The sequence below is a fragment of the Homoserinibacter sp. GY 40078 genome, assembly GCF_008017545.1.
Lineage (GTDB): Bacteria > Actinomycetota > Actinomycetes > Actinomycetales > Microbacteriaceae > Homoserinibacter.
In genome coordinates this window covers 466,796-484,275 of sequence record NZ_VRTZ01000001.1, presented here as the reverse complement: position 1 = coordinate 484,275, position 17,480 = coordinate 466,796, and the positions used below count along the sequence as shown (strand labels likewise).

Genomic DNA, 17,480 nt, shown 5'->3' with positions numbered 1-17,480 from the left:
TCCGTCGGCTGGTGGCGTGCTACAACTGACCCACCAAGCAGGTCACAAAGTGTCCTACCGCAGAGCTTAGCCACAGAGGAGCGCACGTGGTCACCGAAAAAACCACTCCCGCAGTGGCGGGAGGGCGCGCCGGAATCTTCGGCTATTCGCTCGGCAACCTCGCGATCATGCTGCCGAGCACGGCCTTCTCGCTGTTCTATTCCTTCTACTACATCGACACCCTGGGGCTGCCGGTGGCGATGTACACCCTCGCCCGCAGCATCTACGTCGTCTGGGATGCCGCCGTGCAGCCGCTCAGTGGCTACCTCTCCGACCGCACCCGCACGCGCTGGGGGCGCCGGCGGCCGTGGATCATCGTCGGCATCCCGTTCTATGCGGGGCTGTTCATCCTGCTCTACAGCGTTCCGGACGGGCTCGTCGACTGGGGCCTGTTCGGGTGGTTCCTCGCGTTCCAGCTGCTGTTCGAGACGTCGATGGCGATCGTCTCGGTGAACTACCTCGCGCTCTACCCCGAGTTGTTCACCGACCCCGCCAAGCGCGCCCGCGTCTCCGTCGTGCAGCAGGCGTTCTACATCGTCGCGTTGCTCGTCGGCACCGCGGTCACGCCGATCCTCTACGACTCCATCGGCTTCTCGGGCATGGCGCTCATCTACGCGATCGCCTTCGTCGTGCTCATGCTCGTGAGCATCCTGCCGATCCGCGAGAACCCGGCCGCCAGCCTCGAAGAGCCGCTCCGCATCCGTCAGGCGTTCACCGTGACGCTGCGCAACGGACCCTTCTGGGTGTTCAACATCTCGTGGATGCTGGCGTCGGCGGTGCTCGGCCTCATCTCGGCGAGCATCGCGTTCTTCGCCAAATACGTGCTCGGCATCGAAGGCGCCATGGTGTCGGTGCTGCTGCTGACGACCTTCGTCGCCGTCATCCCCACGTCGGTGCTGTGGTATTTCGTGGTCAGGCGCTGGGCGCCGCTGCGCAGCTACCAGATCTCGATCGCCGTCTTCGCGCTGAGCGTCCTGCCGATGTTCTTCGCACGTGACCTCGTCTCGGGGCTCGTGGCGGGAGCTGTGCTCGCGGTGGGACTCGGCGGGCACTTCGTGGTGCCGGTCATCCTGCAGGCACAGATCATCGACGTCGACGCGGCCCGCACCGGACGCCGACGCGAGGGCATCTTCACCGCCGTCAGCAACTTCGTGGTCCGCTGCTCAGCGCTCGTGACGGCGGTCGCGTTCCTCATCGCCGGTGGACTGTACGGCTACGTGAGCGGCGAGGAGCCGGGCCAGCACCCCGCCGACGCCTTCATCTTCCTCACCTCGACGGTGCCGCTTGTGCTGCTCATCCTCTCGTTCGGCGTCGCGCTCCTGCTGCGGCCGACGCACGTCGCTCTCCCGGAGGCACCGGAGGGTGGCCCGGATGCCGATCAACCGGATGCCGACCCCACGGCGCTCCCGGTGACGCCCGACCTGCGGTGAACGGGCCCACCGAGGTCACGGCGGGTGCGCCGGGGCTGCTCAAAGCGATCAACATCCGGGCGGTGCTCGAGACGGTCGACCGACACGGACCGCTGACGCGAGCGCAGTTGCGCCGCGCAACGGGGCTCTCGAAGACGGCCATCGCGCAGACGGTTCCGGAACTGCTCGAACGCGGTGTCGTGGTCGACGTGGGGTTCGACGATGAAACCGGGGGACCCGCGGCCGTGCTCTACGCGATCGCCCGCGGTGCTGCCACCGGCGGCGCGCTCGACATCACGCGCGGCACGGTGAGGGCGGCCGTCTTCGACCTCGGCACCGGCGTACGAGGACGCGCCGTCGAGTCTGCTGCCGAGTCCGCGGTCGACATCGCGGATGCCGCGTTCCGAGCGCTCGAACGCGCCGCGACCGACGCCGGGCTCACTGTCGACGGACTCGATCACATCGTCGTGGGGGTGCCGGGCGTCGTGGGGCCTGACGACGTCATCCGTCTCGCTCCGGGCCTTCCCGACGACGGGGCGGGCCTCGCGAGCGCACTGCGGCACCGACTCGGCGACCGGGTGACCCTCGAGAACGACACCAACCTGGCCGCCGTCGCCGAGCTGCGCCTCGGGGCGGCACTCGGCGTCGCCGACTTCGCGTTCCTCTTCGTCGGGGAGAGCGTGGGATCGGGTCTCGTGCTCGATGGCCGACTTCACCGCGGTCGACGGGGCGCCGCGGGCGAGGTGGCCTACCTGCCCGGGCCCGCCGGTGAGACGGACGCGAGCCTCGGGATGGCGAGCGTGCGCAGCGACGCCGAGGCTCTCGGGGCCGAGGCTCCCACCGATCCCGCTGAGCTCTTTCTCCGTGCGCGCATCGACCCGCAACTGGCTGCCGTCGTCGAGCACACCGCCGAACGCGTGGCCAGAGCGACGGCGGCCCTCGGCCTCGTTCTCGACCCCGAACTCGTCGTCCTGGGCGGGTCGATCGGAGCGGGTGATCCGTCGTTCGTCGAGGCAGTGTCGCGCATCCTCGTCCGCGATCACCCGGAGGTCGACGTGGAGATCGTGGCGAGCGATATCGGAACCGATGCGGTACTGCGGGGTGCTGTGGAACTCGGGCGCGACCGCATCCGCGACGCCGTCTTCGCTGCGGCCGCGGCGGGCGGGTCGGACGGCGACTGACGGCGCCGCGGTGTCGAGGCGTCGCGGAAGCTCAGCCCTCCAGCAGCGCCATCGCCGCGTGGAACCCGCCGAGACCCGACACGGCACCGCCACGTCGGCTGCCGGATCCGCACATGAGGATGCGCGGATGGTGCGTCGCCACGCCCCACCGCTCGGCGGACGTGGCGAGCTCGTCATCGTCCTCGGCGAAGGGCCACTCGAGCGGGCCGTGAAAGATGTTGCCGCCCGGCATCCGCAGGCCTTCCTCCAGGTCGCGCGTCGTCGCGGTCTCGATGCACGGCCGACCGTCGGCGTCGGTCCACAACAGCTCGGCGAGCGGCTCCGCCAGCACCGAGTCGAGTGAGCTCAACGCGGCGCGCTGGAGGGTCTCGCGCAGCGTGTCCGGGTCGGCGCCGTCGAAGAGGCGGTCGGGGGTCTGCAACCCGAACACCGTGAGCGTGTGGGCACCGGCGTTCTGCAGCGCGGGCGACAGGATGCTCGGGTCGGTGAGCGAATGGCAGTACGTCTCGAGGGGGAGGGGCGTGGGGATGGCGCCCGCGCTCGCTCGGGTGTGGGCATCCTCGAGCGCCCCGAACGACTCGTTGACGTGGAAGGTTCCCGCGAAGGCGGCGCGGGGGTCGACCGCGTCGTCACGGAGGCGGGGGAGGCGGCGCAGCAGCAGGTTCACCTTCACCTGTGCGCCCTCCGGCCGTGTCGGAGTCTCGCCGAGCAGCCGGGCGAGCTCGGCAGGCGCGACCCCCGAGAGCACGCTGTGGCCGACAAGCTTGCGCTCGTCGTCGCCGACCTGGAACCCGACCTCGCCATCCGGGGTCACGGAGGTGACCTCCGCGCCGGTGATCAGCTCCGCACCCGCCTCGCGCGCAGCTCGGGCGAGGGCGCCGCTCACAGCGCCCATGCCCCCGACGGGCACGTCCCAGTGGCCGGTTCCGCCGCCGATCACGTGGTACAGGAAGCAGCGGTTCGCGGCGAGTGTCTCGTCGATGGTGGGCGCGAACGTTCCGATGAGCGCGTCGGTGAGGACCACGCCGCGCACAGTGTCGTCGGCGAAGCGGCGCGCGATCGTGTCTCCGATCGGGGCCTCCATCACGTCGTGCCAGATGCGGTCGTCGCCCACGGCGCGGCGGGTCTCGGCCCGGGTGAGGAGCGGCCCGGTGATGGTTGGCCAGATCGCCGCCGCGACCCGGGCCGTGTCGTCGCCGAAGTCACGGAATGCGCGGATATCGGCATCCGCTCCGATCGCCGCGAACGACGCATCCGTCGCGGCGGGGTCGTGGGTGTCGACCAGGAGGCCGCGATCGGTGCCCGGCACGGGCGTGTACGAGGAGTAGCGGCGGCGGGCGAGGCGGATGTCGAGCCGCAGGTCGCGGCGGATGCGCTCGGGGAGCAGGCTCACGAGGTAGGAGTAGCGCGAGAGCCGGGCATCGACTCCGGGGAACACCTCCGCCGAGATCGCCGCGCCCCCGGGCTGCGGCCGGCGCTCGAGCACCGTGACGCTGCGCCCCGCGCGAGCCAGGTACGCCGCCGCGACGAGCGCGTTGTGCCCCCCGCCGACGATGACGACGTCGCGCGCCCCCGTCTCCATACCGTGAGAGTACGCACTTCTGCGTGCTCTCACGGTTGAGAGGCCGCAGAAGTGCGTACTCTCACGGGGTCGGGGTCGGGGTCGGGGGCGGGCCCGGGGCCGGGGTCAGGGGGTCGGGGTGGGGATGAGGCGGGCGCCCGCCACCTCGGAGGTCGGCGCCGTGAGTACGCCCGCGAGAGTGGCGGCGAGCTCGGCGGCCGAGATGCCGCCCTCCCCGATCGAGCGGATCGCGACGACCGTCGCCGCGCCGCCGGATGCCGCGAGCACCGGTGCCGCCGAGCCGAGCACGAGGCGCTCCGCCGCGGCCTTGGCCCGCGCGTACGAGCTGTTCGGCTCCTCGCCCGGCACGACCGCCGTCGAGCTGACGAGCACGAGTCGCCCCGCGGATTCCGCCAGAGCGGGCATGAACGCACGGATCGCGGAATCGAGAGTTGTGACGAGCCGGGGGCGCAGCCATGCATCCGCCTCCGGGGTGTCGCCGGGCTTCCAGCCGCCCACGAGGTGCAGCAGTGCATCGACGCGCCCGTGCTGCGCGACGATGTCGGCGGCGAGCGCCTCGGCGGCGGCGGCATCCGTCAGATCCACGACGCGGTGCTCCGCGGCGACCACGTCGGTGAGCCGCCCCTCGTCCGTGCCGAGCGCGATCACCGTGTCGCCGCGCTCGGTCAGCAGCCCGCTCAGCTCGCGTCCCGCCTCGCCCGTCGCACCCGCGACGACGACGATCATCCGGTGATGCCCTTGGTCGACTCGATCACGTCGACCATCTTCCTCCCGAGGGCCTCGTAGAACATCGACAGCGGGAATTCGTCATCGAGGACCTGGTCGGTGTAGCCCTTCGGCGGCCCCGCGAGCACCTCATCCGGCAGGCCGCGGGCCCACACGGATGCCGGATTCGGTGCGAGGGTTCCCCGCACCAGCTCGTAGGCGGCCAGCCAGTGCGCCGTCTTCGGTCGGTCGATCGAGCGCCAGTACAGCTCGTCGATCGCATCCGAGAGCGCGATGACGGCGGCGGGCACCGCATCCCAGTCGAAGGCGAGCTGGGTGTCGGTCCAGTGCAGCACACCGTGCTGGTGCAGCCACGCGAAGAGCAGCTGACCGCCGAGCCCGTCGTAGTTGCGCACCCGCGAACCCGTGAGCGGGAAGCGGAAGATGCGGTCGAAGAGGATCGCGTGCTGCACGTGGAGCGCCCGATCGCGCGTGTGCGCGTCGGCGCTCTCGTCGGCGGCGAGCTTCACGCACTCGCGGAACGCGGTGAGGTCGCACCGCAGCTCCTCGAGCGAGTACAGGAAGTACGGCATCCGCTGCTTGATCATGAACGGATCGAAGGGCAGGTCGCCGCGCATGTGGGAGCGGTCGTGGATGAGGTCCCACATCACGAAGACCTCCTCGGCGAGCGCCTGGTCGTCGAGCAGCCGGCGCTGACCGGGTAGCAGTTCGAGCTTCGTGATCTCGGCCGCCGCGTCGACCACGCGTCGGAAGCGGGCCGCCTCGCGGTCTTGGAAGATCGCGCCCCAGGTGAACGGCGGGATCTCGCGCATCGCGACGGTCTCGGGGAACAGTACCGCCGAGTTGGTGTCGTAGCCCGGGGTGAAGTCGATGAGACGGAGCGATACGAACAGCGCGTTGGTGTATCGCTCCTCGAGTCGCTCGATGAACTCCGGCCAGATGACCTCCGCGATGAGCGCCTCGACGTGACGATCCGGCGATCCGTTCTGCGTGTACATCGGGAACACCACGAGGTGGCGCAGCCCGTCGATGCGGTGCGCGGCGGGGGCGAAGGCGACAAGCGAGTCGAGGAAGTCCGGCACGCCGAAGCCGCCGTCGGCCCATCGACCGAAGTCGCCCGGGAGGGCGTCGAGGTAGGCGGCATCGTGGGGGAACGCGGGGGCCAAGGCGCGGATGCCGGCGACGATGCGCTCGACGTAACCGCGCGCGGCGTCGTGGTCGCCCGCGTCGGGGATCGAGCCGTCCTTCTGCTGCAGCTGCTGGAGGGCGATCGTCGCGTCCTTGAGCTGCCGCCAGGCGGGGCTCTGCTCGGCGGTGGAGGCGTCCTCGACGACCTCCGGTTCTCCGATGACGGACGGGGTGCGGGCGGTCGTGTTCATGGGTGCCTCCTCTCGATCTTTCAGCCTACGAAGGATCGTTGTGCAGAGGGTTGCCGTAAGCGCGGGATCGTTGCGTGAGAGGCGCTCGGACGCAGGAATCACGATCCCAGGGTGGCGAGCGCTACGGAGTTCGCCAGACCACCTCGAAGCGCTCGAAGACGACCTCCAGGTCTTCGCTCCACGTGAATCCGAGGCGTTCGGCGGCGCGCGACCAGTAGCGGCGATGTCCGTCGCGCCACGAATCGAGGGTGCGGTCGTCCTCACCCTCGTCATAGGCGAACGCGGCATCCACGCTCGAGAACGGGCCGATTCGCAGTTCGGTGCTGCGCAGGATCGCCCGCGGCCGACCCGTGGAGTCGCAGGCGACCCAATGGTCACCGATGCGCGGGAGCGGCTCGCCCTCCGCGGCGAACTCGGCGACGAGAGCGGCTGTTGCGCGCTTGGGTCCGTGGAGGACGAGCTCGATGAGCTCGTCGGTGAGGTCCGAGTTGTCGCCGAACTGCTCGACGGCGCCTGGCTCGGCGACATCGGCGAGTTCCGGTCGCGTCTCGGCATACTCGCGCCACACGCGGATGGCGGCGTCGCGGTCGACGGGTGCGTTCTCCATGGTCGACAGGGTACGACCCTCGATACGATCCATCGCGTGGCGGTGACATCGGGGCGGTTCCGCCCGGAGACGTGGATGGCTGTCGTCTTGGTCGTCGGCGGCCTCGCCATCGCTTGCGCTGGCGGCTTCGGCATCGCGGACGCACTCCAGGGCGGACCTCCCGTCGGCCTCATCGTCGGTTCGCTGTTCGGCGCCGGCGGAGTCCTCCTCGCCGTGCGGAGTCTCCTCGTCCGAGTCGAGTTCGACGAGCACCGTGTGCGCATCGTGGGCCATCTTCGATCACGAACGATTCCGCGGGAGCGCGTGATCGAGGTCGATCACGATGTAGCGCTGCCCGTGGCGAAGTGGGTCGACGGGCGCGGCCGAGTCCGCTGGACGATCCTGAGCCCCGTCATGCTCTCTGAGACACGACGACGTTCGGATGCGTGGCGGCGTCGGCACAAGTTCCTGCAGATTCTCGCGACCTGGGCGAGGGGCGACCGCGCGGACGCGAGGGGCCGTGGGGCTGCCGAAGCGACCGCGGACGCGTTGGTGAACGCCCTCGAGTGGTTCGAGGGGCGAGCGCGGGCGCGCGTGATCCTCTCGATCGCGCTCGCCTTGGTGGGTGTCACGCTCTACGGCCTGTTGTGGTGGCTGCTCCTCACCTCCGGGCCGCCGACCACGTACCGCGGGTCGTTCGTGTTTCTGCTTCCGATGCTGTTCGGTGCCGCGGCCCTCGGGGTGTGGCCGCGCCTAGCCAGAGCGGAGCTGGTCGTGTGGCCGGTCATCATCGTGCTCTCCTTTGCTCAGCTCGCGGCCGCCTGGGTGGTCCCGTTGAGCGCGGCGCCGCACCCATAGGCTGATCGGGTGGGTGGGGTGCTGATCGGGTTCGCGATCATCGCCGTGATCATCGGCACCGGGTACCTCATCGGACGCTTCGACATCGTCGGAGAGAACGCCCACCAGGTGCTCAGCCGTCTGGCCTTCTTCGTGCTGTCGCCCGCACTGCTGTTCACGGTGCTCGCCGAGGCCGATCTGCGTTCGCTCTTCTCCGTGCAGCTGCCCGTGGCGGCGGTCGCGGCGCTCGTCCCGATGGTGGCGTTCCTCGTGGTGGCGCTCGGCATCTGGCGCAGGCGCGTGCCCGAAGCGACGATCGGCGCGCTCGCCTCCAGCTACATCAACGCCAACAACATCGGGATTCCGGTCGCGGCATACGTGGTGGGCGATGCGGCCGCATCCGCCCCCGTGATCCTGCTGCAGCTCATCGTGTTCGCCCCGATCGCACTGACCGTGCTCGACGTCACGACCTCCGGGCACGTATCGCTCGGGCGGATTCTCAGCCAGCCGGTGCGCAATCCGCTGATCATCGGGTCGGTGCTCGGTCTCATCGTCGCGCTCACCGGCATCGACCTGCCCGATCCCGTGCTCGCGCCCTTCGAGCTGGTGGGAGCGGCGGCCGTGCCGGTGATCCTGCTCAACTTCGGGATGTCGCTGCACGGCCGGCGCATCCTCGACACCCCGGGTTCCCGGCGGGACGTCGTGCTCGCGGTCGTGCTCAAGCTCATCGGTATGCCGCTCGTGGCATGGGCCGTCGCGAGGTACGGGTTCGGTCTCACCGGGCACGAGCTCTTCGTCGCCGTGGTGCTCGCCGCGCTGCCGAGCGCACAGAACGTCTTCAACTACGCCCAGCGGTATGGGCGCGGCGAGGTGCTGGCGCGGGATGCCGTGCTGCTCACGACGCTGCTCTCGCTGCCGGTCATCGTGGTCGTCGCGGCTGTGCTTTACGCGTAACGCCTAGGCTTCGGCTGCCGCATGCAGTCGCGCGGCGAGCACGCGCAGCTCATCGCGGAGCTGCGGGGGCTCGTCGATCACGAGGGGGCTGCCGAGCCCGGCGATCGCCGCCGCCACCCAATCGAGACGCTCGGCCTGCAGAACGATGCGCCACCAGCCGTCCCCTGCCTCCTCGACCTCGGCAACTCCGGGAGGGAAGCGCCGCAGCACATGTTCGAGCGGTGCCGCGACCCGCACCTCGACGCGGTGGGCGCGCGGCACCGACGCGAGGCTCGCGATGAGGTGCGATCGCGCATCGAACCCGGTGGGGGCCCGAAAGACGGCGTCACGTGTCCGCTGACGGAGCACGCGGTCGATCCGGTACACGCGGGGCGCATCGTCGTCGACCGAAGCCGCCACCAGGTACCAGCGGCGATCATGTGCCACCACGCCATATGGTCGCACGATCCGATCGAGGCGGGTGCCGTCACCCCGTGTGTAGACCAGCTGCACCTCGCGGTGCTCCCGCACGGCGTCGGCGAGATCGAGAACCGTGCGGGTTGCGGCGGGGGTGGTCGGAAGTGCGGATCCCGTCGCGGCCACCGAGGTCAGCAGGGCATCGACCCGCCGTCGCAGGGCAGGCGGCAGGGTGCGCCTGAGTTTGGCGGCGGCGCTCGCGGCCGCGCCGTCGGCGTCGCGCAGGAGCCCCGCCTCCCCCGCGAGCAGCAGGCCGACCACCGTGGTCAGCGCCTCGTCGTCGGTGAAGAGCAGCGACGGCGTGCGATATCCGGGCGTGATCCGATAGCCGCCGCGCCTCCCGCGCACCGACTCCACGGGAACGCCTGCCTCGAGCAGCAACTCGATGTCCCGCCGGATCGTGCGCTCGGCGACGGCGAACCGCTCGCGCAGTTCCGTCACCGGATGCGTTCCACCGGACTGCAGAACTTCGAGCACGGCAAGGGCGCGTGTGGCCTGGTGCATCGCAACCTCGATTCCACATACCGGGCATCAGCTGACCGGTATTGCTCCTAGCCTGCCCGCACGAACCATCGAAAGGAAATGCGCATGCAGTTCGCATCCGTCCGCATCATCACCGACGACGTGCCCCGGCTCGCCGACTTCTACGAGGCGCTCACCGGCCTCACCCCCGAGCGCGTCGGCGAGGTGTTCGCCGTCTTCCGAGCCGACACGGGCACCCTCGCGATCGGGCATGTCGCGACGACGGCGAGCTTCGCGGACGCGATGCCGGCACCGGGCAGCCGAGCTCCGCTTCTCGTCGAATTCCTCGTGGACGACGTCGAGGAGGCGTGCGACCGCGCTCGTCAGCTCGGGGCCGAGGTCGCGCTCGAGCCGACGACCATGCCGTGGGGCAACCGCTCGGCGATCGTGCGCGATCCGGACGGCACGCTCATCAACCTGTTCGCGCCGCCCGCGTCCTGAGGCGCGCTACGCCGAGCGTCGGGCGAGCCAGTCGCGCAGCTGCGCGGTGAACCGCTCCGGATGCTCGACGCTCGGCAGGTGCGCCGCGTCCGGGAAGCGCAGCTCCTCGGCATCCGGGATGCCCGCGAGAAGCACGTCGGCGGCGACCCGGCAGTCGGTCACGTCGTGATCGCCGATGACGACGAGCGTCGGCACCGCCACCTCCCCGAGGCGGTCGATCGCGGGATGCTCGGCAGGCACCGGTGTCCCCGCGAAATCCCAGTGGGCGGCACCGACGTTGAGCTCGATCGCACGCTCGACGAACGCGGGATCCACGTCGTCGACGTCGCGATCTGGCCCGAGATCCCACAACTGGACCTCGATGCGCACGAGGGTGTCCACGTCTTCCGCCGCCTCCGCGGCAGCCATCGCGCGCTCCAGCTCCCGCTCGCTCTCGGTGTAGACGATGTCGTCGTCGGACATCCCGCTCGGAGCGGCGCCGATGAGCACGAGACCCGAAACCCGATCCGGATGGGCGAGAGCAGCGTCGAGCGCGAACCCACCACCGCGCGAGGCGCCCACGACGGTTGCGCGCTCGACTCCGGCGGCGTCGAGCACCGCCACGAGGTCCTCGACCTCCGAATACGGGTTCGCATCGCCGGGTGAGTCGCCGTACCCGCGGGTGTCGTACCGGATCACGCGGTAGTCGCGCGCCAGGTCGTCGAACTGCGGATCCCACATCGCGCGCGTCGCGACGCCCGCGTGCACGAAGAGGACGACGGGCGCATCGTCCGGGCCTGCGACATCGAACGCGAGCGCGGCACCGGATGCGTGGGCGACGGGGGACATGCCCCCAGGCTAGGCGCGTGCCGCCCTGGGCGACAGGGGTCTGTCCGCGTTGACGCGGCTCTGCTGACTTTTGCCATCACCGGAACCGCGATCAGCGGCGGGATGCGGCGATGATGACGCCGAGCACTCCCGACCCGATGATGAGCCACCCGATCCCTCGCACAATCTGCGCACCGGTGTCTGGAATCCCGGCGTCGTCGCTGTAGACGACATCCTGCGTGCCGAAGATGTAAACGCAGCCGACCACCGTCGCGATGATTGCCCAGAGCACTGCGCCCACGAGTACTCGGTTGCCCGCCGCGGTACCGGCCGCGCGATCCGTGCCTGCGGTGTCGGCACGACGCTGCGAGGTGTCGCTGCTCCGGGGCGACGTGCCCGGTGCCGGCTCCGCTTTGCCGACATGCTTCGCGCCGTACTTGACGGTTGCAGCGTCCGGACCGAGGCGGGCCAGGAGCGTCCATCGTTCTCCGTCCCACTGCCGGAAGACCTCCGGGTCGAATGGGTCGGGGTAGAAACCCGCGGGGACTGAGGTGGTCATGGCCGGGACCATACCGCTTGGCTGGGGCGTGTGAACAGGGATTCGGTTCGCGTCCACGCGGATCTACGGACCCTCGCGCCAGTCGGTGGCGGCGAGCACACTGATGCCATGACGACACCCATCACCCCCATCGATCCGCCCGGCATGTTCACGAGTCCCGCCTTCGCCCAAGGCATGGTCGTGCCCGCGGGGCCACTGGTCTTCGTGGGCGGTCAGAACGGCATCGACGCCGACGGCACGCTCGTGGACGGTCTCGGGCCGCAGACCCGGCTGGCGTTGCGCAACCTGAAGGCGGTGCTGGCCGAGGCGGGCACCTCGCCCGAGCACGTCGCCAAGCTGACGATCTTCCTCACCGTCGGCGTCGACGCGAACGAGGCCTACGCCGCCAGCGCGGCCGAGTGGCCGGTGCGCACTGCGGTGACGGTTGTCGCGGTGCCCATGTCGCGACCCGGGGTGCTCGTCGAGATCGAGGCCGTCGCGGCGATCCCAGCCCCCGACCCGGCCTAGAAGATCATCGGACGGTCGTCGTCATCGACCTCCGAGAGATCGAGGTCGACCACCACCGGAACGTGGTCGCTCGGGCCGTCGCCCTTGCGCTCCTCGCGATGGATCGACGCGTCGACCACGCGATCGGCGAAGGTGCGCGATCCGAGCACGAAGTCGATCCGCATGCCCTCGTTGCGGGGGAAGCGCAGCTGCTTGTAGTCCCAGTAGGTGTAGCCCTCGGGACGGATCGGCCGCACCACGTCGGCGAGACCGGCCGCCGCGAACGCCGCGAACGCGGCTCGCTCCGGCGGCGAGATGTGGGTCGAGACGCCCTGCACGAACGTCGGATCGCCGACATCCGAATCCAGCGGCGCGATGTTGAAGTCGCCCATCAGCGCGAGCGGAAGCTCGGGGTCCTGGTCGAGCCAGTCGTGAACGTCGCCCGCGAGCGTCGCGAGCCAGTCGAGCTTGTAGGCGTAGTGCGGGTCGTCGAGCCCGCGCCCGTTCGGAACGTAGAGGCTCCAGAGCCGCAGCCCCTGCACGGTCGCCCCGATCGCCCGCGCCTCGATCGGGAGGTCGGTGCCTTCATGCCCCTTCAGGAATCCGGGCTGGCCGGGGAACCCGACCTCCACATCCTCGATCGCGTGCCGCGCCGCGATCGCCACCCCGTTCCACTGGTTCAACCCGTGCAGCACGACCTCGTAGCCCGCATCCTCGAACGCCGCGAACGGGAACTGCGCCTCCGTGCACTTGATCTCCTGGAAGGCGACGACATCCACGTCTTCCCGCACCATCCAGTCGATGGCGCGGGCGTGCCGCGTGCGGATCGAGTTGATGTTCCAGGTCGCGATGCGCATGGGCCAACGCTAGCGCCAGCGTCCGATCCGGCCGTGCGCACCCTAATCTGGTGTGCGTGACCGACCCCCGCACCCAGCTCATCGAGCACATCACCGACGAGGCCGTCTTCCACGGCGACTTCACGCTCACGAGCGGCAAGAAGGCCAGCTACTACATCGACCTGCGCAAGGTGAGCCTCGACCACCGCGTCGCACCGCTCATCGGACAGGTCATGGTCGACCTCATCGCCGAGGTGCCGGAGGTGGATGCGGTCGGAGGGCTCACGATGGGCGCCGACCCGATCGCCGCGGCCGTCCTGCACCAGGGCGCGGCCCGCGGCCTCGCATACGACGCGTTCGTGGTGCGCAAGGAGCCGAAGGACCACGGTCGCGGCAAGCAGGTCGAGGGTCCCGACCTCGAGGGCAAGCGGGTCATCGTGCTCGAAGACACCTCGACCACCGGCGGCTCGCCGCTCAAGGCGATCGAGGCGCTCGAGAAGGTCGGCGCGCAGGTCGTCGCGGTGGCCGTGGTGGTCGACCGGGCCACCGGCGCGCAGGAGCGCATCGAAGCCGCCGGATACCCGTACCTCGCCGCCATCCGACTGGCCGACCTCGGCCTCGAACCGCAGTAGAGGCGCCGATGAGCCCGCGCGACGGCGACGACGACGAGCAGCAGTCCGGCAGCGACTGGCTCGCCGCGCAGTTCGGGGCGCACGACGAGGACGACGGGAAGGGCGAGCCGACCGAGAGGCGTGGCGCGGCGGCGACGCCGGAGCAGACGACGCCCGCGTCCGAGCGATCCGCGCCGTCTGGGCCGCCCGCACCGTCTGGGCCCCCCGCACCGCAGCAGCCCGCATCCGAGCCGCCCGCGCCCGGCCAGCCCGGCGGATTCGCCTGGGGGCTTCGCCCAAGTGCGAGCACACCGCCGGTCGTGCCGCCGCCCGCGGCCGCCCCTCCGGCCCCGCCTGTGCCGCCGGCAACGCCAGCATCCGCAGAGCCGCCGGCGCTCATCGAACCTTCGGAGCCCCCGCAGCCCCTCACCTTCGCGTGGACGCCGCCACCCGTCGAGCCGCCACCGACCGTCGCCTGGACCCCGCCGGTGGAGCCCGCACTCGAGGGCGCCGAGCCGCCCGGAGCGGCCCCCGAGTCGCCGATGCCGTTCGAGACCGCCCACCTCTCCGAGGTTGCACCGGATGCGGCCGACGCGCCGTCCTGGGATCAGCCCACGCAGGCGATGGCCGCGGTTCCGCCCGAGCCCGAGCCCACCGAGGCGGTGCCGCAGCCCATCGTCACGGGCGAGGCGCTCGCCGAGCTCGCCGCGACCGAGCGGCTGAACGCATCGTCACTTGCCGCGGATCCGAGCACGGCATCCGATCTCGACTCGCTGTTCGGCGAGGACAATTTCCGCGACTACGAGGCGGAGCAACCCCCCGTGCGTGCGGCCCGCTCGCCGCGGGCCGGCCGCTCCGAGAGTGCGCCCACGGGGATCACCCCGGCCCAGAAGGTGCTGCTGGGGGTGGCCGTCGGGGCGGTCGCCATCCTCGCACTCGTGGCGTTGTTCCTCCTCGGCACGAGACTTCCGGCGATCTTCGCGGCGACGCCGACGCCGACACCGACCCCCAGCGACACCCCCACCCCGACTCCGCTTCCGACGGCGCTGCCTGCTGGGCCGGTGGCGCCCGGGCTGTGGGCGTGGGATGAGTTGCTCGGCGGCGAATGCCTCGACCCCTTCGATGACCCCTGGGCCGAGGAGTTCACCGTCGTCGATTGCGGTGAGGCGCATCCGGCGCAGCTCGTCGTGCGCGAGCTCGTGCTGCCGAAGGAGGGATCCGTCGAAGACGATCCGTGGCCCGGCGTCGAGGCGCTGCAGAAGAAGGCCGCGAAGCTCTGCGACGGAGACGAGGTCGACCTCGCCGCGGCGCGCGACTACACCGACCTGCAGATTCAGGGCACCTACCCGGTGACCGAGGAGCAATGGAACGACGGTGAACGGTCGATCTTCTGCTTTGTGAGCCGTTCGTCGGGCGAGCCGCTCAGCGGATCGGTGGCGCCGTCCGCGGAATGACGTCCCGCGACACGGCGCACGGCCTCACGGCAGCAGCTCGTGCACCCCGTGCAGGATCTCGTCCGGACGGAACGGGTAACGCTCGATCTCGGACTGGTCGCTGATGCCCGTCAGCACGAGCACCGTGTGCAGGCCCGCCTCGATGCCCGCCACCACGTCGGTGTCCATCCGGTCGCCGATCATCGCGGTGGTCTCCGAGTGGGCGTTGATCTTGTTCATCGCCGAGCGGAACATCATCGGGTTCGGCTTGCCCACGATGTAGGGGTCCTTGCCGGTGGCCTTCGTGATGAGCGCCGCGATCGCGCCGGTCGCCGGGAGCACGCCATCCGCCGAGGGGCCCGTGGCATCCGGGTTCGTCGCGATGAAGCGGGCGCCGCCGATGATCAGGCGGATGGCCTTGGTGATCGCCTCGAACGAGTAGTTGCGCGTCTCGCCGACGACCACGAAATCCGGGTTCGTCTCGGTCAACACGAAGCCGGCCTCGTGCAGGGCGTTCGTGAGACCCGACTCGCCGATCACGAACGCGGAGCCGTTGGGGATCTGGCTGCGGCAGAACTCGGCCGTCGCGAGCGCGCTGGTCCAGATGCGCTCCTCGGGCACCTCGAGACCGGATGAGCGAAGGCGCGCGGCCAGGTCGCGCGGCGTGAAGATCGAGTTGTTGGTGAGCACCAGGAACGGCGTGCCCGACTCGACCCACTGGTGAATGAGCTCGGGAGCGCCGGGGAGTGCCTTGTTCTCGTGGACGAGCACGCCGTCCATGTCGGTGAGCCAGCTCTCGATGTGCGGGCGGGCGTCGTGACGCGGATTCATGTGCTCAGGGTATCGGCGTCAGCTGTCGACGCCCCGTGGCTCCCACGCATCCGGGTCGTGTCAGGCGGTAAGGAATCGCGCCTCCGGCAGCCGGGATCGCATGACCTCGACGGCATCCGGATTGGCGTCGACGAGCAGGAAGCGCCGGCCGAGGGTGCTCGCCACGGCGCCGGTCGTGCCCGAGCCCGCGAAGAGGTCGAGCACGGCGTCGCCCGGCGCCGTGGAGGCCTGCACGATGCGCCGCAGCACGCCCTCCGGCTTCTGCGTGGGGTAGCCGGTGCGCTCGCGGCCGTTGGTCGTGACGATCGTGTGCCACCAGACATCCGTCGGGAGCTTGCCGCGGGCCGCCTTCTCAGGGGTGACGAGCCCAGGCGCCATATAGGGCTCGCGGTCGACGGCGGCGTTGTCGAAGTAGTACGCGGTGGGGTCCTTCACGTAGACGAGGATCGTGTCGTGCTTGGCGGGCCAGCGGCGGTTCGACTTGCCGCCGTAGTCGTACGCCCAGATCAGCTCGTTGAGGAAGCTCTCGCGTCCGAAGAGCGCGTCGAGCGCCACCTTCGCGTAGTGGGCCTCGCGGTAGTCGAGGTGCAGGTAGAGCGTGCCGCGCCGGTCGAGCAGCCGCCACACCTCGGCCAGGCGCGGCTCGAGGAAGCCCCAGTAGTCCTCGAAGCGGTCGTCGTATCCGTAGAGCGTCTGCACGACGGTGCGGTAGCGCTCGCCGCCGAAGCCCGCGCGGTCGCCTTCGGCGTCGCGCACCGTGCGGATCGCGCGGTGCCGCTGAGTGCGGCCGGTGTTGAAGGGCGGGTCGAGGTAAACGAGGCGGAAACTCTCATCGGGCAGCGCCCGGGCGATTTCGAGGTTGTCGCCGAACACGACCGTGTCCGGGCTCGCGGCATCCCACGAGCCCGGATCCCAGGTCGGGTCGGTGGGCATGGGGCGAGATTAACAGGCCGGATGCCCGCGCCCGGTCAGGCGTCGAGGAGCGCGTCGAGCTTGTCATAGCCCTCGCTCATGCCGCCCTCCATCCCGGCGGCGACCATGCCATCGCGAGCTTCCATGCTCGGATACACGGCGTGGCCGACGAGGCGCGTGCGGCCGCCGCCGACCTCGACGAAGCGCAGCGACTCGATGCTGACGACGTCCGGCACCCGGAGGAACTCGAACGTCTGGATGGCCAACTCGTTCTCGCGGACCGTGTGGAAGGTGCCGCGGAACTCGTAGCGCGTGTCGCCGTCGATGTTCGTCATGCTCCAGCGCCCGCCGCTCGTGAAGTCCCACTCGCCGATCTCGGTGCCGTAGCGGTCGGGCCCCATCCACTGGGCGACGAGCGCAGGGTCGCGGTGGGCGTTGAAGACGGCGCTCACCGGGGCGTCGAACTCGCGCTCGAAGTCGACGTACGGCAGGCCCTCGGGGGCGGTGACCTTCAGGGCGTTGCTCATTTCTCCTTCTCCTTGGTGGCGGTCGTGCCGCCGTCGGCGGATGCGAGGAGGGTGTCGAGGCTGCGGAAGCGGCGCTCGGCGTCGAGGCGGTAGCGGTCGATCCACGCGGTGAGCCGTTCGAGCCGCGCGGGCTCGAGATGCACCGGGCGGCGTTGCGCGTCGCGGGTGCGGCTCACGAGCCCGGCCTGCTCGAGCACCTGGATGTGCTTCGACACCGCCTGGAGGGTGATGTCGAACGGCTCGGCGAGCTCGTTGACCGTGGCCGGCCCCGTGCTGAGGCGGGCGACGATCGTGCGTCGCACCGGGTCGGCGAGGGCGAGGAACGCGCGGTTCAGCTGGTCCTCGGGGTCTCTCTCGTCATCCACT

The 17,480-nt window shown here is 70.4% G+C and carries 19 protein-coding genes and 1 pseudogene; 8 read left to right on the top strand and 12 right to left on the bottom strand.

Features of this window, described 5'->3' with window-relative positions:
* The first annotated feature begins 86 nt into the window (after window positions 1–86).
* Together FVQ89_RS02340 and FVQ89_RS02335 are read left to right on the top strand one after the other, a co-directional pair.
* Window positions 87–1,469 (top strand): MFS transporter, encoded by a 1,383-nt coding sequence (locus FVQ89_RS02340; protein ID WP_222706028.1) that lies wholly within the window; start codon window positions 87–89, stop codon window positions 1,467–1,469.
* On the top strand, window positions 1,466–2,629 hold the full coding sequence (locus tag FVQ89_RS02335) for an ROK family transcriptional regulator (protein WP_147900312.1): 1,164 nt from the start codon (window positions 1,466–1,468) through the stop codon (window positions 2,627–2,629). The genes FVQ89_RS02340 and FVQ89_RS02335 overlap by 4 nt, the downstream gene beginning before the upstream one ends.
* Window positions 2,630–2,660: 31 nt before the next feature.
* On the opposite strand, the pseudogene FVQ89_RS02330 reads toward FVQ89_RS02335, so the two are convergent.
* The 4 genes and pseudogenes from FVQ89_RS02330 to FVQ89_RS02315 all read right to left on the bottom strand — a co-directional run.
* A pseudogene (locus FVQ89_RS02330) lies at window positions 2,661–4,250 on the bottom strand (phytoene desaturase family protein); the annotation flags it as partial.
* A gap of 66 nt (window positions 4,251–4,316) precedes the next feature.
* A complete protein-coding gene (locus tag FVQ89_RS02325; RefSeq protein WP_147900310.1) occupies window positions 4,317–4,937 on the bottom strand; it encodes an SDR family NAD(P)-dependent oxidoreductase in 621 nt (206 codons plus the stop codon).
* Complete coding sequence (locus FVQ89_RS02320; RefSeq protein ID WP_147900309.1) at window positions 4,934–6,316, bottom strand: DUF6421 family protein; 1,383 nt, start codon at window positions 6,314–6,316, stop codon at window positions 4,934–4,936. Before FVQ89_RS02320 ends, FVQ89_RS02325 begins: the two co-directional genes overlap by 4 nt.
* A gap of 121 nt (window positions 6,317–6,437) precedes the next feature.
* Entirely contained in the window at window positions 6,438–6,923 is a 486-nt protein-coding gene (locus FVQ89_RS02315; RefSeq protein ID WP_255513371.1) for an ASCH domain-containing protein, read from the bottom strand.
* A 36-nt stretch (window positions 6,924–6,959) separates the two neighbouring features.
* Here FVQ89_RS02315 and FVQ89_RS02310 point away from each other — a divergent pair, with 36 nt between their 5' ends.
* Both FVQ89_RS02310 and FVQ89_RS02305 read left to right on the top strand, forming a co-directional pair.
* Window positions 6,960–7,760: a hypothetical protein gene (locus FVQ89_RS02310; protein WP_147900307.1), complete on the top strand. Its 801-nt coding sequence runs from the start codon at window positions 6,960–6,962 to the stop codon at window positions 7,758–7,760.
* 9 nt (window positions 7,761–7,769) lie between these two features.
* Window positions 7,770–8,693 carry an AEC family transporter gene (locus FVQ89_RS02305; protein ID WP_147900306.1) on the top strand — a complete coding sequence of 308 codons (924 nt, stop codon included), beginning with the start codon at window positions 7,770–7,772 and terminating at the stop codon, window positions 8,691–8,693.
* Window positions 8,694–8,696: 3 nt separating this feature from the next.
* Here the strand turns inward: FVQ89_RS02305 and FVQ89_RS02300 are convergent, their stop codons facing one another.
* Window positions 8,697–9,653 carry a YafY family protein gene (locus FVQ89_RS02300; RefSeq protein ID WP_147900305.1) on the bottom strand — a complete coding sequence of 319 codons (957 nt, stop codon included), beginning with the start codon at window positions 9,651–9,653 and terminating at the stop codon, window positions 8,697–8,699.
* Window positions 9,654–9,737: 84 nt separating this feature from the next.
* On the opposite strand from FVQ89_RS02300, the gene FVQ89_RS02295 reads away from it, so the two are divergent.
* Window positions 9,738–10,112: a VOC family protein gene (locus FVQ89_RS02295; RefSeq protein ID WP_147900304.1), complete on the top strand. Its 375-nt coding sequence runs from the start codon at window positions 9,738–9,740 to the stop codon at window positions 10,110–10,112.
* A gap of 6 nt (window positions 10,113–10,118) precedes the next feature.
* Here the strand turns inward: FVQ89_RS02295 and FVQ89_RS02290 are convergent, their stop codons facing one another.
* Window positions 10,119–10,940 carry an alpha/beta fold hydrolase gene (locus FVQ89_RS02290; protein ID WP_147900303.1) on the bottom strand — a complete coding sequence of 274 codons (822 nt, stop codon included), beginning with the start codon at window positions 10,938–10,940 and terminating at the stop codon, window positions 10,119–10,121.
* Window positions 10,941–11,031: 91 nt separating this feature from the next.
* A complete protein-coding gene (locus tag FVQ89_RS02285; protein WP_187264862.1) occupies window positions 11,032–11,478 on the bottom strand; it encodes a DUF2510 domain-containing protein in 447 nt (148 codons plus the stop codon).
* A gap of 108 nt (window positions 11,479–11,586) precedes the next feature.
* Between FVQ89_RS02285 and FVQ89_RS02280 the strand changes: the two genes are divergently transcribed.
* Complete coding sequence (locus tag FVQ89_RS02280) at window positions 11,587–11,985, top strand: RidA family protein (RefSeq protein ID WP_147900301.1); 399 nt, start codon at window positions 11,587–11,589, stop codon at window positions 11,983–11,985.
* On the opposite strand, the gene FVQ89_RS02275 is transcribed toward FVQ89_RS02280, so the two are convergent.
* Window positions 11,982–12,821: an exodeoxyribonuclease III gene (locus FVQ89_RS02275; RefSeq protein WP_147900300.1), complete on the bottom strand. Its 840-nt coding sequence runs from the start codon at window positions 12,819–12,821 to the stop codon at window positions 11,982–11,984. The genes FVQ89_RS02280 and FVQ89_RS02275 overlap by 4 nt on opposite strands.
* A 56-nt stretch (window positions 12,822–12,877) precedes the next feature.
* On the opposite strand from FVQ89_RS02275, the gene pyrE reads away from it, so the two are divergent.
* Together pyrE and FVQ89_RS14665 are read left to right on the top strand one after the other, a co-directional pair.
* A complete protein-coding gene (gene pyrE / locus FVQ89_RS02270) occupies window positions 12,878–13,432 on the top strand; it encodes an orotate phosphoribosyltransferase (protein WP_187264861.1) in 555 nt (184 codons plus the stop codon).
* Window positions 13,433–13,440: 8 nt separating this feature from the next.
* Window positions 13,441–14,865 carry a septum formation family protein gene (locus FVQ89_RS14665; protein ID WP_147900298.1) on the top strand — a complete coding sequence of 475 codons (1,425 nt, stop codon included), beginning with the start codon at window positions 13,441–13,443 and terminating at the stop codon, window positions 14,863–14,865.
* A 24-nt stretch (window positions 14,866–14,889) separates the two neighbouring features.
* Here FVQ89_RS14665 and FVQ89_RS02260 read toward each other — a convergent pair whose 3' ends face one another.
* The 4 genes from FVQ89_RS02260 to FVQ89_RS02245 are packed head-to-tail and all read right to left on the bottom strand — an operon-like array spanning window position 14,890 to window position 17,479.
* Window positions 14,890–15,675, bottom strand: a complete 786-nt coding sequence (locus FVQ89_RS02260; RefSeq protein WP_147900297.1) for an HAD-IIA family hydrolase — start codon at window positions 15,673–15,675, stop codon at window positions 14,890–14,892.
* A 60-nt stretch (window positions 15,676–15,735) separates the two neighbouring features.
* The gene (locus tag FVQ89_RS02255; protein ID WP_147900296.1) at window positions 15,736–16,608 is read right to left on the bottom strand and encodes a site-specific DNA-methyltransferase; all 873 of its coding nucleotides are present in this window, start codon (window positions 16,606–16,608) and stop codon (window positions 15,736–15,738) included.
* Window positions 16,609–16,643: 35 nt separating this feature from the next.
* Entirely contained in the window at window positions 16,644–17,114 is a 471-nt protein-coding gene (locus FVQ89_RS02250; RefSeq protein WP_147900295.1) for an SRPBCC family protein, read from the bottom strand.
* Complete coding sequence (locus FVQ89_RS02245) at window positions 17,111–17,479, bottom strand: helix-turn-helix transcriptional regulator (RefSeq protein ID WP_147900294.1); 369 nt, start codon at window positions 17,477–17,479, stop codon at window positions 17,111–17,113. Before FVQ89_RS02245 ends, FVQ89_RS02250 begins: the two co-directional genes overlap by 4 nt.
* Window position 17,480 lies beyond the last annotated feature (1 nt).

What these genes read in the sequence shown, in the direction of transcription:
- FVQ89_RS02325 (WP_147900310.1), bottom strand. Translation starts at nt 4,937, where the DNA reads ATGATCGTCGTCGTCGCGGGTGCGACGGGCGAGGCGGGACGCGAGCTG.
- FVQ89_RS02320 (WP_147900309.1), bottom strand. Translation starts at nt 6,316, where the DNA reads ATGAACACGACCGCCCGCACCCCGTCCGTCATCGGAGAACCGGAGGTC.
- FVQ89_RS02315 (WP_255513371.1), bottom strand. Translation starts at nt 6,923, where the DNA reads ATGGAGAACGCACCCGTCGACCGCGACGCCGCCATCCGCGTGTGGCGC.
- FVQ89_RS02300 (WP_147900305.1), bottom strand. Translation starts at nt 9,653, where the DNA reads ATGCACCAGGCCACACGCGCCCTTGCCGTGCTCGAAGTTCTGCAGTCC.
- FVQ89_RS02295 (WP_147900304.1), top strand. Translation starts at nt 9,738, where the DNA reads ATGCAGTTCGCATCCGTCCGCATCATCACCGACGACGTGCCCCGGCTC.
- FVQ89_RS02290 (WP_147900303.1), bottom strand. Translation starts at nt 10,940, where the DNA reads ATGTCCCCCGTCGCCCACGCATCCGGTGCCGCGCTCGCGTTCGATGTC.
- FVQ89_RS02285 (WP_187264862.1), bottom strand. Translation starts at nt 11,478, where the DNA reads ATGACCACCTCAGTCCCCGCGGGTTTCTACCCCGACCCATTCGACCCG.
- FVQ89_RS02280 (WP_147900301.1), top strand. Translation starts at nt 11,587, where the DNA reads ATGACGACACCCATCACCCCCATCGATCCGCCCGGCATGTTCACGAGT.
- FVQ89_RS02275 (WP_147900300.1), bottom strand. Translation starts at nt 12,821, where the DNA reads ATGCGCATCGCGACCTGGAACATCAACTCGATCCGCACGCGGCACGCC.
- FVQ89_RS14665 (WP_147900298.1), top strand. Translation starts at nt 13,441, where the DNA reads ATGAGCCCGCGCGACGGCGACGACGACGAGCAGCAGTCCGGCAGCGAC.
- FVQ89_RS02260 (WP_147900297.1), bottom strand. Translation starts at nt 15,675, where the DNA reads ATGAATCCGCGTCACGACGCCCGCCCGCACATCGAGAGCTGGCTCACC.
- FVQ89_RS02255 (WP_147900296.1), bottom strand. Translation starts at nt 16,608, where the DNA reads ATGCCCACCGACCCGACCTGGGATCCGGGCTCGTGGGATGCCGCGAGC.
- FVQ89_RS02250 (WP_147900295.1), bottom strand. Translation starts at nt 17,114, where the DNA reads ATGAGCAACGCCCTGAAGGTCACCGCCCCCGAGGGCCTGCCGTACGTC.